The sequence below is a fragment of the Streptomyces sp. NPDC101110 genome (assembly GCF_044759525.1).
Lineage (GTDB): Bacteria > Actinomycetota > Actinomycetes > Streptomycetales > Streptomycetaceae > Streptomyces.
In genome coordinates, this window is record NZ_JBIVZM010000012.1 from 234,485 (window position 1) to 247,841 (window position 13,357).

Genomic DNA, 13,357 nt, shown 5'->3' on the forward strand with positions numbered 1-13,357 from the left:
CCTCCGGACCCTCAACCGGAGAAGCCGGCGTGCGCGAGCCGCAGCGGGCCGCGCAGCCTGACGTGCACGTCGTGGACGCCCACGGCAGCGACGGGCGTGTTCAGCCGGACGTAGTCGTACGGACCCGAAGTGGGCGCGGCGGGCGACAGGGCCGCGAGGACCGGGCCGCCGTCCAGGGAGAGCTCCACCGTGCCCTCGCCGGCCACCTCCACCGTCACCTGGGAGACGCCCCGCCCGAAGTCGCAGGCGCGGTAGACCAGTTCACCCGCACCGGCGCCCGCCGGTGTCACCGCGTCGCCCGCCGCCTTCGTCCGGTCGACGATCTCGATGCCGCTCTGCTCGTCGAACCCGGCCGCCGGGAGGCCGTCCGTGAGGACCGCGCGCGGCAGGGTCGGCTCGCCCTCGAGCGTGACCGTGGTCCGCAGCCTGACGTCCTCGCAGGACGCCCCGGCCAGCAGCTCGTACGCGCCAGGCTCCACGCGCCGGCGGTCCTGGGCGACGTCCCAGAACGAGAAGGCGGACAGCGGAAGCTCGAAGTCGAGCCCGGCCGTCGCCCCCGGGGCGAGAGTGACCCGGCGGTGGTCCAGCAGCTCGCGGCGCGGACGCGGCACGCAGGGGTCGACGGCCCGGGTGTAGAGCTGGGCCACCTCGTCGGCCGTGACGTCCCCGGTGTTGGTGACGGAGAAGGAGACGCGCACCGTCCCGCCCTCGACACGGGCCGTCAGGTCGCCGTACGCGAAGGAGGTGTACGACAGGCCGTGCCCGAAGGGGAACAGCGGGGTCCCCTCGAAGTACAGGTACGTCTGGCGGGAGCCGATCACGTCGTAGTCGAGCAGGCCCGGCAGGTCGGCGTCGTCCGCGTACCAGGTCTGCGGCAGGCGGCCGGCGGGGGAGACGTCGCCGGCCAGGACGCGGGCCAGTGCGGTGCCGGCCGCCTGGCCGCCGTGCGCGGTCCACAGCACGGCGGGCAGCCCGGCCGGGTCGACGGCGTACGGGTACGCGGAGACCAGCGCCAGCACGGTGGCCGGGTTCGCCGCCCGGGCCGCCCGCAGCAACCGCTCCTGCCGGGCGGGCAGGCACAGCGTCGTACGGTCCTCGGTCTCCCGGCCGTTGATGTGCGGGTCGTTGCCCGCGACCACCACAACCACGTCGGCCGCCGCGGCGGCCCGGGCCACCGCCTCCTCGCCGCGCTCGGCGACGACCAGTTCGAAGACCTCGGGATCCTCGTCGGCAACCTTCACGCCGTCGGCGGAGACACACACGTGGCGACCCGTCCCCTGGTGCCTGAGGAGGTGCCCGTCCCCGTGCGGTTCCAGACGGAAGGTCTCCTGCACGACCCAGCCGCCCGGCTGGTCGGCGGAGGCGCGCAGGCGCCCGTCGTCGGCGACCGACAGGTAGCGGCCGTCCGGAGCGCGCAGGGTCAGCACGCCCTCGCCCCAGTCCGCGAGCGCCAGTTCGGTGCCGTGGGCGTCCGTCGTGAGGGCGGGCAGGTCGGTGCGGCCCGCGAGCAGCGCCGGGTCCAACGCGCCGGCGGCGACAGGCACCTCGTCGGCGGCCCCCTCGGCCGGCGGTACGTGCAGGAACGCCCCCGCGGACGTTCTCAGCCGGACCCGGTCCAGACCCTCGGCGAACTCCACCCGCTGTGCGCCGAACCGCTCGTACAGGCCCTCCAGCGGCGTCGAGCGGTGGATGAGCGTGCCGCTGTACCAGTCGAGCTTGCACTCGTCGGCGAGCGGCCCGACCACCGCGATCCGGGTGTCCGGCGCGAGCGGCAGCACCCCGTCGTTCTTCAGCAGCACGATCGCCTGCTCGGCCGCCTCCCGTGCGAGGTCGCGGTGCGCCGGGGTGTCGAACGCGGCGGTCGCGTCGTGCGGGTCGTCTCCCGGGTCGAACTCGCCGAGCCGGAAGCGGACCGACAGCTGGCGGCGGACGGCCGTGTCGACGTCGGCCTCCGTCAGCAGGCCGCGTTCCAGGGCGCCGCGCAGCCGCCCGGTCATCTGCGAGGAGTCGGTGCCGTGGTCGGTGAAGCTGTCGACACCCGCGAGGAGAGAGGCGGCGGTGGCCTCCTCGTGGGTGTCGAAGTAGTGCTCGGAGTCGACCAGGTTGCTCGGCGCTCCGGCGTCCGAGCAGACCAGCAGGTCCTCCTCGGTCCAGGTCCGCAGGTGCTCGCGCAGGTACGGGGACACGTGATTCGGGCGGCCGTTGACCAGGTTGTACGCCGGCATCACCCCGGCCACTGCGCCCGCCTCGACGGTGTCGCGGAAGGCCCGCAGGTCGTACTCGTGCAGCACGCGCGGGCGCACCGAACTCGACGTCGTGGAGCGGTCCGTCTCGTTGTTGTGAGCCAGCCAGTGCTTCAGCACGGGCGCGGTGCGCCAGTGGACGGGGTGGTCGCCGCGCAGGCCGCGCGTATAGGCCGTGGCGATCGCCGAGGTGAGCTTCGGGTCCTCCGAGTAGCCCTCCTCGTTGCGGCCCCACAGCGGGTGGCGCAGCAGGTTGACCGTCGGGGACCAGACGTTCAGGCCGACCCGGTCGTCCTTGGCGCGCATCGCGCGGACCTCCTTGGAAACCGCGTCGCCCACGCGCCGCACGAGCTCCGGGTTCCAGGTGGCGCCCAGGCCGACCGCCTGCGGGAACACCGTGGCCGGGCCCATCCACGCCACGCCGTGCAGGGCCTCCTGCCCGGTGCGGAAGGCGGCGACACCGAGCCGCTCGACGGCGGGGGCGAACTGGTGCAGGAAGGAGATCTTCTCGTCGAGCGTGAGCCGCCCCAGCAGGTCGTCGACACGCTTCGCGAGCGGCAGCCGCGGATCGCGGAACGGTGCGGTGGACGGCGTGTGTGCGGTCACGTGGGGATCCCCCTGCGCTGGATCGACGAGGCACTTTCGAAGCGCTTCGATGCTGGGTCGCCGTACGGGTGGGTGTCAAGGGATCGGGTCCATCGCTTCAAGGCGGACATGAGGAACAGGCCTTATCGGTGGCGATGAGGAAGTTCGGGGACGAGTCTTGTGCGCCCTGGGGTGTTCACTTAACCTCACAGCAGCATCGAAGCGCTTCGACGGCAAGAGCCCCGCTCGTCGAAGCCCCGCTCGTCGAAGTCCCGCTTCCGCTCAGCCAGTTCCACTCGAGACACCACAGCCGACGGCCGTCCGCCGGGTGTCCTGGTGCGCCACGAAGGGTTGACGCAATGACGCCGAACGCCGCCCCAACCTCCTCCGGACCGAGCCGGAGAAGCTTCCTCGCCTCCTCCGCGGCCGTCACCGCGGCCGTGGCGGGCGGAATGCCGCTGCTCGCCGCGTGCGGCGGGTCGGAGGGCGGGTCGCGGGACGGCACCACCTCGGGCAAAGCCGCGGACAAGCTGCTCCCGGCGTTCGTCGCCGGCACGGTCACCAAGCCGGACCTGCCGGCCAAGAACGGTTCCGCGGCCGGCTTCACCGCCAAGGTCGACATCGCGTCGCTCGCCACGTCGGTCCCGGACAAGCTCGGCACCGGAGCGCCCTTCAAGATCATGTCGCCGTTCTGGGGCTCCCCGCCGAAGGCCGGCTGCGCCTACTACAAGGCGGTCGACGCCGCGGCGGGCACCAAGGTCACCTGGCAGAACCAGGACGGCAACACCTACGGCCAGAAGCTCGGCGCGGTCCTCGCCTCCAGCTCCATACCCGACATGGTGGTCGTGCCGGGCTGGGAACTGGTCGGCAAGATCGCGAACGCGGTCACCGCGAAGTTCATGGACCTGGGCCCCCACCTGGCCGGCGACAAGGTCAAGAAGTACCCCAACCTGGCCGCCATCCCCTCCGACGCCTGGCGCATGAGCATCTTCGGCGGTGCGCTGCGCGGGATCCCGATGCCGACCGCCACCGCGAACTGGATCGCGCCCCTCTACCGCGAGGACGTCTTCGGCGAGAAGGGCTACGCGGTACCCAAGTCGCCCGAGGAATTCATGAGCTGGGCCAAGGACGCCACCAGCTCCAAGGCCAAGGTGTGGGCCTGCGGTGACATGACCTGGTCCGCGTGGAACATCTTCGGCGTCCGCGGCTCCGGGACGATCGGCTGGGACATCGGGTCCGACGGCAAGCTGACGTACCGCATCGAACAGCCCGAATACCTCGAGGCCCTGGAGTGGGTCCGCAAGCTCTTCGAGGCGGGCGTCGTCCACCCCGACGACAAGGCGCGCTCGGGCGAAGCCGGCCAGCGCTTCACCGCCGGCCAGATCCTGGTCTGGAACACCAACGTCGCCGACTGGTACGGCAAGACCGCCGAACAGGCCCAGTCCAACCCGGACCTGAAGATCCAGGCCATGGACATCTTCGGGGCGGACGGCGGTGACCCGCGGCTGTACGCGTCCCAGCCCGCCACCATCTGGTCGCTGATCCGCAAGGGCGCCTCCAAGGAGACCGTGGAGAACGCGCTGGCCGCCGCGAATTTCGCGGCCGCGCCCTACGGCAGCAAGGAGCGGATGCTCGTCGACTACGGCGTCGAAGGCACCCACTACACCGTCAAGGACGGCGTCCCGGTCAAGAACGACCTCGGCAACTCCGAAGTGCTCAACGCCTGGGTGATGCTGGCGGCCCCAGCCGCCTACTACGCCCACCCCGACCTCCCCGATGTCGCCCGCGGGCAGGTCGAGTGGCAGCAGCGGATGGGCGCCTTCATGAAGAAGACGTCCACGTTCGGCATGAACATCGTCGAGCCGTCCCGCTACGCGAACCTCTCCAGCCAGTTCGAGCAGCTGGAGATCGACTACGTGCGCGGCAACAAGAAGCTGTCCGACGTACAGCAGGCCATCTCCACCTGGAAGTCCTCCGGCGGCGACAAGCTGCGCGACTGGTACAAGGAGCTCATCGACAAGAACGGCAGCGGCAACTGATGTCCCTCACGGCCGGGAGCAGGCCCGACGGGACTCGTCCCCCCGCGGCCGTCGAGGAGCCGACGGCCGCGGTCGCCACCGTCGCGGTGAAGAAAAGGGTGCCGCGCGGGGCGAGCGGGGCCGGCAAGGTCCACTGGCGGATCCGGCTGCGCCGGGACCGCACGCTCATCCTGATGACGCTGCCCGTCATCGCGCTGCTCCTGCTCTTCAACTACGTCCCGCTCCTCGGTAACGTCGTGGCCTTCCAGGACTACGACCCGTACGTCTCCAGCAACGGCGTCACGGCGATCTTCCACAGCCCCTGGGTGGGGGTGGAGCAGTTCTCGCGGATGGCCGACGACCCGCTGTTCTGGAGCGCGGCGAAGAACACCGTCGTCCTGTTCGTGCTCCAGCTGGTGCTGTTCTTCCCCGTCCCCATCGCCCTCGCGCTGCTCATCAACAGCGTGATCCGGCCGCGGGTACGGGCCGTGGCCCAGGCGATCATGTATCTGCCGCACTTCTTCTCGTGGGTCCTCGTGGTCACCGTCTTCCAGCAGGTCCTCGGGGGCGCGGGCATCATCGCGCAGACCCTGGAGGAGCACGGGTGGACCGGCTTCGACCTGATGACCGACGCGAGCCTCTTCAAGTACCTGGTCACCGCGCAGGCCGTGTGGAAGGACGCCGGCTGGGGGATCATCGTCTTCCTCGCGGCGCTCGCCGCCGTCAGCACCGATCTGTACGAGGCCGCCGCCATGGACGGCGCGGGGCGCCGGCGGCGCATGTGGCACGTGACGCTGCCCGCGCTGCGCCCCGTGATCGCGCTGCTGCTGGTGCTGCGCGTGGGTGACGCGCTGAGTGTTGGCTTCGAGCAGTTCCTGCTGCAGCGGGACGCGGTCGGCGTGGGGGCCAGCGAGGTTCTCGACACCTACGTGTGGAACATGGGCATCCAGAACGGCGACTTCAGCTACGCGGCCGCGGTCGGCCTCGTCAAGGGAGTCATCGGAGTGTGTCTCGTCCTGGGCGCGAACAAGGTCGCGCATCTGCTCGGCGAGCAGGGGGTGTACCGGAAATGAGCCTCAACACGCAGCTCATCCGCAGCCTCAAGGCCCCCGCGCGGCCCGTGTGGGAGGAGCCGCCCAGCAGGACCGGACTCACCGCGAAGGGCGGCTTTTTGGTCCTGTGCTGCCTGGCGGTCCTCGGCCCGCTGTGGATCGTGGTCGTCACCAGCCTCTCCCCGAAGCCGGTGATCGACCGGGTCGGCGGCCTCGTGGTGGTCCCCCAGGGCATCACCTTCGTCAACTACACCGAGCTGCTCAGCGGCGGCCAGGTCAGCCGGGCCATCATGGTCTCGGTCGGTGTCACGCTCTTCGGCACCCTGTTCTCGATGACGGTGTCGGTGCTCGCGGCCTACGGGCTGTCCCGGCCGGGCAGTCTGGGCCACCGGTTCTTCCTGATGACCATGATGGCCACGATGTTCTTCGGGGCCGGGCTCATCCCGACCTACCTCCTGGTGCAGTCGCTGGGCCTCACCGACACCTATCTGTCGCTGGTCCTGCCGAGCGCGGTCAGTGTCTTCAACATCCTCGTCCTGCGCGCCTTCTTCATGGGCATCTCACCCGAACTCACCGAGTCCGCCCGCATCGACGGGGCCGGAGACCTGCGAATCCTGCTGACCATCGTCATGCCGCTGTCGCGGGCGGTGCTGGCCGTCATCTCGCTGTTCTACGCGGTCGGGTACTGGAGCGCCTGGTTCAACGCCTCCATCTATCTCACCGACCAGCAGATGATGCCGCTGCAGAACGTGCTCATCCAGCTGGTCCAGAAGAACACCGAGGCGCCGACGGGGCTTCAGCAGGCGGTGCGGACCGGGCAGCTCTCCTCGCTGGGGCTGCAGATGGCCGTCATGGTCCTCGCACTGATTCCCGTCGCCGTGGCGTCCCCCTTCGTCCAGCGGCACTTCAGGAAAGGCATGCTCACGGGCGCCGTCAAGGGCTGATCCAGCGGGCTGGTCGTCGTCCGCGGCCGCGTTGCGGCCCGTCGCGCAGTTCAAGGAGTGCCCTGCCCCTGGGCGCCTCAACTCCCCCCTCTTTTGCCAGAACCGAGGTATGTCATGTGCGCGTTTCACCTCACGAGACGTTCCGTGCTGGCCGGGACCACCGCCGCCGCGGCGATCACCGCGCTTCCGGCGGGGCAGGGCCGGGCGCAGGCCGCTCCCGCGGGGACGCGGTACCGCTGGCGCAACGCCGTCCAGGGCGGCACCGGGTTCGTCACCGGCGTGCTGTTCCACCCCTCGGTCCGCGGCCTCGCCTACGCCCGTACCGACATCGGCGGCGCCTACCGCTGGGACGACCGGACCGACCGGTGGGTCCCGCTGACCGACCACATCGGCTGGGACGACTGGAACCTGCTCGGCGTGGAGGCCATGGCCGTCGACCCGGCGCATCCGAACCGGCTGTACCTCGCCCTCGGGACGTACGCGCAGTCCTGGGCCGGCAACGGGGCCGTGCTGCGGTCGGAGGACCGGGGAGCCACCTGGCAGCGCACCGGCCTCGGCGTGCAGCTCGGAGCCAACGAGGACGGGCGGGGATGCGGGGAGCGGCTGCTCGTCGACCCGCGGGACAGCGACACCCTGTGGCTGGGCACCCGGCACGACGGACTGCTCAAGTCCACCGACCGGGGCGCCGGTTGGCAGCACGTGGGCTTCCCGGCCGCGCCCGGCCCGACAGGCCAGGGCATCACCCTTCTGATCGCGGCGGGCCGCAGCGTCTACGCGGGCTGGGGCGACTCCGACGGCACCTCGGCGAACCTGTACCGAACCACCGACGGCATCACCTGGGAGGCCGTCCCCGGGCAGCCCGGCGGCACCGCCGCCAAGGTGCCGGTCCGGGCCGCGTACGACCGGCACACCCGCGAGCTGTACGTGACCTACGCCAACGCCCCTGGACCCAACGGCCAGTCCGACGGCAGTGTCCACAAGCTGCGGACGACGAGCGGGAAGTGGACCGAGGTCACCCCGGTGAAACCCGGCGGGACGACGAGCGAAGGCGGGACGGACTCCTTCGGCTACGGCGGTGTCGCCGTCGACGCCCGCCGTCCCGGCACCGTCGTGGTCTCCACCAACAACCGCTGGGCGCTGGTCGACACCCTGTACCGCACCACCGACGGGGGCCGCACATGGACGTCCCTGAAGGACCAGGCCGTCCTGGACGTCTCCGAGACCCCCTATCTCACGTGGGGCGCCGACAAGCCGAAGTTCGGCTGGTGGATCCAGGCGGTCGCCCTCGACCCGTTCGACTCCGGCCACATCGTCCACGGCACCGGCGCGACGCTCTACGGCACGCGTGACCTCAAGCACTGGGCCCCCCAGATCCGCGGCCTGGAGGAGGCGTCCGTCCGCCAGCTGGTCTCACCCCCTGCCGGAGAGGCACACCTGCTCAGCGGGTCGGGGGACATCGGCGTGATGTACCACGAGCGGCTCACGGCCTCCCCGTCGCGCGGCATGGCGTCGAACCCGGTGTTCGGCACGGCGACGGGCCTGTCGCTGGCCGCGGCCAAACCGTCGTACGTGGTCCGGGCCGGCTGGGGGGACCACGGCAACGGTGCCCACTCGGACGACGGCGGCAGGACCTGGGCGCCGTTCAAGGCCCAGCCCGAGGTGGCCGCGTCCGCGCCCGGCCCGATCGCCACCAGCGCCGACGGCAGCGTGCTGCTGTGGTCCTTCGGCACGGGCAACCCGGGCTACCGCTCGGCGGACCACGGCGCCGGCTGGTCCGAGGTCCCCTCCTTCCCGAAGGGCGCCACACCGGTCGCCGACCCGGTCGACCCGACCCGGTTCTACGCCTTCGACACCACCACCGGCACGCTCTTCGCCAGCACCGACGGCGGCCGGACCTTCACCGCCCGGGCCACCGGCTTGAACGCGGGCGACACCGAGTTCCAGCTGGCCGTCACGCCCGGCCGCTCCGGGCACCTGTGGCTGAGCCTGAAGGGGAACGGGCTGTACCGCTCCACCGACGGCGGCGCGACGTTCACCAGGGTGAGCAGCTGCCGGGCGTCCTACACCCTCGGCTTCGGCAAGGCCGCCGAGGGCGCCTCCCACTCGGCGGTCTACATGGTCGGCTCCACCGGGAGCGGAACCGCCGTGTACCGGTCCGACGACGAGGCCGACACCTGGACGCGGATCAACGACGACCGGCACCAGTGGGGCTGGATCGGCGCGGCCGTCACCGGTGACCCGCGCGTGTACGGCCGGGTCTACATCGCCACCAACGGACGCGGAGTGCAGTACGGGGAGCCCGCCTGATGCCCGAGCTGAGCGATGCGACCCGGGGAAGGCTGCTCTACGGCGGCGACTACAACCCGGAACAGTGGCCGGAGGAGACCTGGCGCGAGGACGTCCGGCTGATGAAGGACGCCGGCGTCAACTCCGTCACCCTCGGCGTCTTCTCCTGGTCGACTCTCGAACCCGAGCCGGGAGCACGGGAGTTCGGCCGGATGGACGCGCTGATGGACCTGATGCACGACAACGGCATCGGTGTCGTCCTCGCCACGCCCACCTCCTCGCCGCCCCCCTGGATGGGCCGGCTGCACCCCGACACCCTGCCCGTCACCGAGGACGGCCGCATCGAGTGGTGGGGCGGCCGGCAGCACTTCTCGCACTCCAGCGCCACCTACCGGCGCTACGCCGCCGCCATCACCGAGGACCTGGCCGCCCGCTATGGAGGCCATCCGGCCCTCACCATGTGGCACATCAGCAACGAGTACTGCACCTACGACTACGGAGACCAGGCCGCGGCCGCCTTCCGCCGCTGGCTGCGCGAGAAGTACCGCACCCTCGACGCCCTCAACACCGCCTGGGGCACCGCCTTCTGGAGCCAGGGCTACGACACCTGGGACGGCATCCTGCCGCCCCGTCTGCCCCACTACCTGCGCAACCCCGGCCAGGTCCTGGACTTCCGCCGGTTCACCTCCGACATGCTCCTGGAGTGTTACACCGCCGAGCGGGACATCGTCCGGCGGCACACCCCCCATGTCCCGGTCACCAGCAATTTCATGCCGCTGTGGTCCGGGCAGGACGCGTGGCGCTGGGCGGAGGAGGAGGACGTCGTCTCCGTCGACCTCTACCCCGACCCGCGCGACCCGCTCGGCGCCCAGCACGGCGCCCTGGTCCAGGACATGACCCGCTCGCAGGCGCGCGGCCCGTGGATGCTGATGGAGCAGGCCGCCGGGCCGGTCAACTGGCGGGGCGTGAACCACCCCAAGCCACGCGGCCTCAACCGCCTGTGGTCCCTCCAGGCCGTCGCCCGGGGCGCCGACGCCGTCTGCTACTTCCAGTGGCGGCAGTCCCGGCAGGGCGCGGAGAAGTTCCACTCCGGCATGGTCAGCCACGCCGGGACGGAAGGCCGCACGTACCGGGAGATCAAGCAGCTCGGCGCCGACCTGCGGCGGATCGCGCCCGAGGTGGCCGGACGGCACCTCACCGCGAACGTGGCCGTCCTGCACGACTGGCACTCCTGGTGGGCCGGGGCCCAGGACGGCCGCCCCTCCCGTCTGGTGGACCTCCCGGACGTACTGCGCGCCTGGCACCGGGCCCTGTGGCAGGCCCACCTCACCACCGACTTCGCCCACCCGGAGCACGATCTGACGCCGTACTCGCTGGTCGTCGTACCGCAGCTGTACGCCCTCACGGACGCCGCGATCGACAACCTCCTCGCCTACGTGCGACAGGGCGGCACCCTCGTCTGCGGATTCCTCACCGGGGTCGCCGACGAGGACGACCGGGTGCGTCCCGGCGGCATGGACGCCCGGCTGCGGTGGCTGTTCGGCATCCGCACCCTGCACGAGTGGTGGCCGCTGGAGGCGGGGGAGACCGTGGCCTGCGAGGGCTTCCGGGGCACCCTGTGGTCCGAGGAGATCGAGCCCGCCGATCCCGACGGCACGACCTGCTACAAGGGCGGCGAACTGGACGGCCTGCCCGCGGTGCTGCGCAAGGACCGCGCCTGGTACGTCTCCACGCTCCCCGAGCCCGGGGCCCTGCGCGGCCTGCTGGCGTCGATCGCCGCCGGCGTGGGTGTCCGGCCGGTGCTCGACGGCCTTCCCGAGCAGGTGGAGGCCGTACGCCGGGGGGAGCTGCTGTTCGTGCTCAACCACGGCCGTGAGCCGGTGACCGTCGAGGTGCCCGGCACCCACCGCGACCTGCTGACCGGTACGGACGTCACCGACCGGCTCACCCTCGGCCGCCACGGGGCGGCGGTGCTGCGCCCATGACCGCCTCCGCCCCCGTCCACGGAACCTGGGAGCCGCGTCCGGCAACCCGCTGGGAGGACGGCTTCCTCAGCGGCAACGGCCGGCACGGCGCCCTGGTGTTCGGCGATCCGCACGCCGAGCGGGTCGTCGTCACGCACCACACCCTCGTACGGCCCAACGGCCGGGACGACCGTCCCCCGCAGCTCGCCGGAGAACTGCCCGCCCTCCAGGACCGGCTCCTGGCGGGCGACACGACGGCGGCCGAGGACTTCACCGACGGCCGCCCGCTGCAGTGGGTGCAGCCCTTCCACCCCGCCTTCCAGATCCGGGTGGCCCGGCCCCCCGGCGGCGGTGCCGACTACCGCCGGGACGTCGACTTCACCACCGGAGTGGTGAGCACCACCTGCGCAGGCCGGACCTCCCGCGTCTTCGTCTCCCGCGCCGACGACGTCGTCGTCCAGCACGTCGTCGTCCAGCACGTCGTCGTCCAGCACGTCGACGGACCCGGCCTCACCCTCGACATCGACCTGGACCCCCGGCTGCCCGGCGCCCCCGCCGGACTGGGCGTCGGCCACGGAGCGGTCCTCACCCCCGAGGGCGCCCTGCTCAGCCTGCGCGCCCGCTACCCGGACAGCGACCGCGCCTGCACCGGCGTCACCCAGGTCGTCGTCACCGGGGGCACCACCACCCTCGCGCCGCCGGGCCTGCACATCGAGGGCGCCCGGTCCGTACTGCTCCTCACCCGGGTACGCCGGCACCACGGCGAACTCGACGTGGCCGCCGAGGGCCGTGCCCTGCGCGAGCTGCCGACCGCCTACGACGATCTCCTCGACCGCCACGCGGCCCTCCACCGCACCGCCTACGAGCGCGTCACCCTCGACCTCGCCGCAGACCCCGGCGAACGGAGCCTGCCGGGATCGGAGTTGCTCAAGCGGCCGCACAGCGCCGCCCTGCTGGAGCGCCTCTTCGCCGCCGGGCGCTACCACCTGCTCTCCGCCAGCGGGCTCTTCCCGCCCCGCCTGTCCGGCCTGTGGACCGGCGACTGGAACACCGCCTGGTCCGGGGGGTTCACCAACGACGCCAACCTCAACCTCCAGATCTCCTCGGCTCCCGCCGCCGCCCTGCCCGAGGTCACCGAGGCGCACGCGAACCTGGTCCACCGCCTGCTCCCCGACTGGCGCGACAACGCCCGCGCCATCTTCGGCACCCGGGGCGTCGTCGCCCCCGCGCACACCGACGGCGAGTCCGGCCACTCGTACCACTTCAACCGCGAGTACCCGCTGCACCTGTGGACCGCCGGCGCCGACTGGCTGCTCAAGCCGCTCGTCGACCACGACGAGACCCACGGCACCCGCGATCCCCGCACCGCCGCCGCCCTCGCCGAAGCCGCCCTGTTCTACGAGGACTTCCTCACCAGGACCGACGAGGACGGCCACCTCGTGGTCGTGCCTTCCTACTCGCCCGAGAACCGGCCCGCGAACGCCGGCTGGGGCACGATCAACGCCGCCATGGACCTCTCCGCGGCCCGCCACGCCCTGCGCACGGCCGCCGCCCACCACCCGGGCATCCCGGACGCCGCCCGCTGGCACGCCCTCGCCGACCGCCTGCCGCCGCACCGGGTCAACGAGGACGGAGCCCTGGCCGAATGGGCCCGGCCCGGCCTCACCGACTCCTACGACCACCGCCACCTCAGCCACCTCTACGGCGTCTGGCCGCTCGACGAGATCAACCCCTACGACACCCCCGGACTCGCGACAGCCGCCCACCGGGCCCTCGAACTGCGCGGCGCCGAGAACGACTCCGCGCACGGCCATCTGCACCACGCCCTCATCGCGGCCCGGCTCCGCGACGCGGACCGCGTCGCCCATGCCCTCGGCCGGGTCCTGGAGGGCGACTTCTTCCACGCGTCCCTGATGAGCGCGCACTACCCCGGCCGCGATGTCTACAACGCCGACGCCGCGCACACCCTGCCCGCCGTACTGATCGAGATGCTCGTCCAGTCGGCCCCCGACCGGCTGGTCCTGCTGCCCGCGCTGCCGGCGGCCCACCCCGAGGGCGCCCTGCGCGGGGTGCGCACCCGCTTCGGAGCCGAACTCGACCTCACCTGGACGCGGGAGCGCGCCACCGCCGTCATCAGACCCGGCCGCACCCGCCGCGTCGAACTGCGGACTTCCTCCGGCACGAGATCCCTCCACCTGGTCGCCGGAGAAGACCTCGTCCTCACCCTGAGGGCGTGGTAGTTCCTCCACCCCCACCCATGGAAGG

Annotated in this window: 7 protein-coding genes; 6 read left to right on the forward strand and 1 reads right to left on the reverse strand. The window is 71.9% G+C overall.

Going from position 1 to position 13,357, the window contains the following annotated elements; translation table 11 throughout:
- Positions 1-11: 11 nt before the first annotated feature.
- A complete protein-coding gene (locus ACIQU3_RS26935) occupies positions 12-2,849 on the reverse strand; it encodes a glycoside hydrolase family 3 C-terminal domain-containing protein (protein WP_403736461.1) in 2,838 nt (945 codons plus the stop codon).
- A 338-nt stretch (positions 2,850-3,187) separates the two neighbouring features.
- Here ACIQU3_RS26935 and ACIQU3_RS26940 point away from each other — a divergent pair, with 338 nt between their 5' ends.
- The 6 genes from ACIQU3_RS26940 (at position 3,188) to ACIQU3_RS26965 (ending at position 13,332) form a co-directional block, all read left to right on the forward strand.
- Positions 3,188-4,867: an extracellular solute-binding protein gene (locus ACIQU3_RS26940; RefSeq protein WP_403736458.1), complete on the forward strand. Its 1,680-nt coding sequence runs from the start codon at positions 3,188-3,190 to the stop codon at positions 4,865-4,867.
- Entirely contained in the window at positions 4,867-5,919 is a 1,053-nt protein-coding gene (locus ACIQU3_RS26945) for an ABC transporter permease (protein ID WP_403736455.1), read from the forward strand. Before ACIQU3_RS26940 ends, ACIQU3_RS26945 begins: the two co-directional genes overlap by 1 nt.
- The gene (locus ACIQU3_RS26950) at positions 5,916-6,842 is read left to right on the forward strand and encodes a carbohydrate ABC transporter permease (protein ID WP_403736450.1); all 927 of its coding nucleotides are present in this window, start codon (positions 5,916-5,918) and stop codon (positions 6,840-6,842) included. The genes ACIQU3_RS26945 and ACIQU3_RS26950 overlap by 4 nt, the downstream gene beginning before the upstream one ends.
- Before the next feature lie 114 nt (positions 6,843-6,956).
- Positions 6,957-9,149: a 1,4-beta-glucanase gene (locus ACIQU3_RS26955; protein ID WP_403736447.1), complete on the forward strand. Its 2,193-nt coding sequence runs from the start codon at positions 6,957-6,959 to the stop codon at positions 9,147-9,149.
- Positions 9,149-11,113: a beta-galactosidase gene (locus ACIQU3_RS26960; RefSeq protein WP_403928107.1), complete on the forward strand. Its 1,965-nt coding sequence runs from the start codon at positions 9,149-9,151 to the stop codon at positions 11,111-11,113. The genes ACIQU3_RS26955 and ACIQU3_RS26960 overlap by 1 nt, the downstream gene beginning before the upstream one ends.
- A complete protein-coding gene (locus tag ACIQU3_RS26965; protein WP_403928109.1) occupies positions 11,110-13,332 on the forward strand; it encodes a glycosyl hydrolase family 95 catalytic domain-containing protein in 2,223 nt (740 codons plus the stop codon). Before ACIQU3_RS26960 ends, ACIQU3_RS26965 begins: the two co-directional genes overlap by 4 nt.
- Positions 13,333-13,357 lie beyond the last annotated feature (25 nt).

Excerpts from the sequence above, each read along its gene's own strand:
- ACIQU3_RS26965 (WP_403928109.1), top strand. The coding sequence starts at position 11,110 with ATGACCGCCTCCGCCCCCGTCCACGGAACCTGGGAGCCGCGTCCGGCA.
- ACIQU3_RS26945 (WP_403736455.1), top strand. The coding sequence starts at position 4,867 with ATGTCCCTCACGGCCGGGAGCAGGCCCGACGGGACTCGTCCCCCCGCG.
- ACIQU3_RS26950 (WP_403736450.1), top strand. The coding sequence starts at position 5,916 with ATGAGCCTCAACACGCAGCTCATCCGCAGCCTCAAGGCCCCCGCGCGG.
- ACIQU3_RS26940 (WP_403736458.1), top strand. The coding sequence starts at position 3,188 with ATGACGCCGAACGCCGCCCCAACCTCCTCCGGACCGAGCCGGAGAAGC.
- ACIQU3_RS26960 (WP_403928107.1), top strand. The coding sequence starts at position 9,149 with ATGCCCGAGCTGAGCGATGCGACCCGGGGAAGGCTGCTCTACGGCGGC.
- ACIQU3_RS26955 (WP_403736447.1), top strand. The coding sequence starts at position 6,957 with ATGTGCGCGTTTCACCTCACGAGACGTTCCGTGCTGGCCGGGACCACC.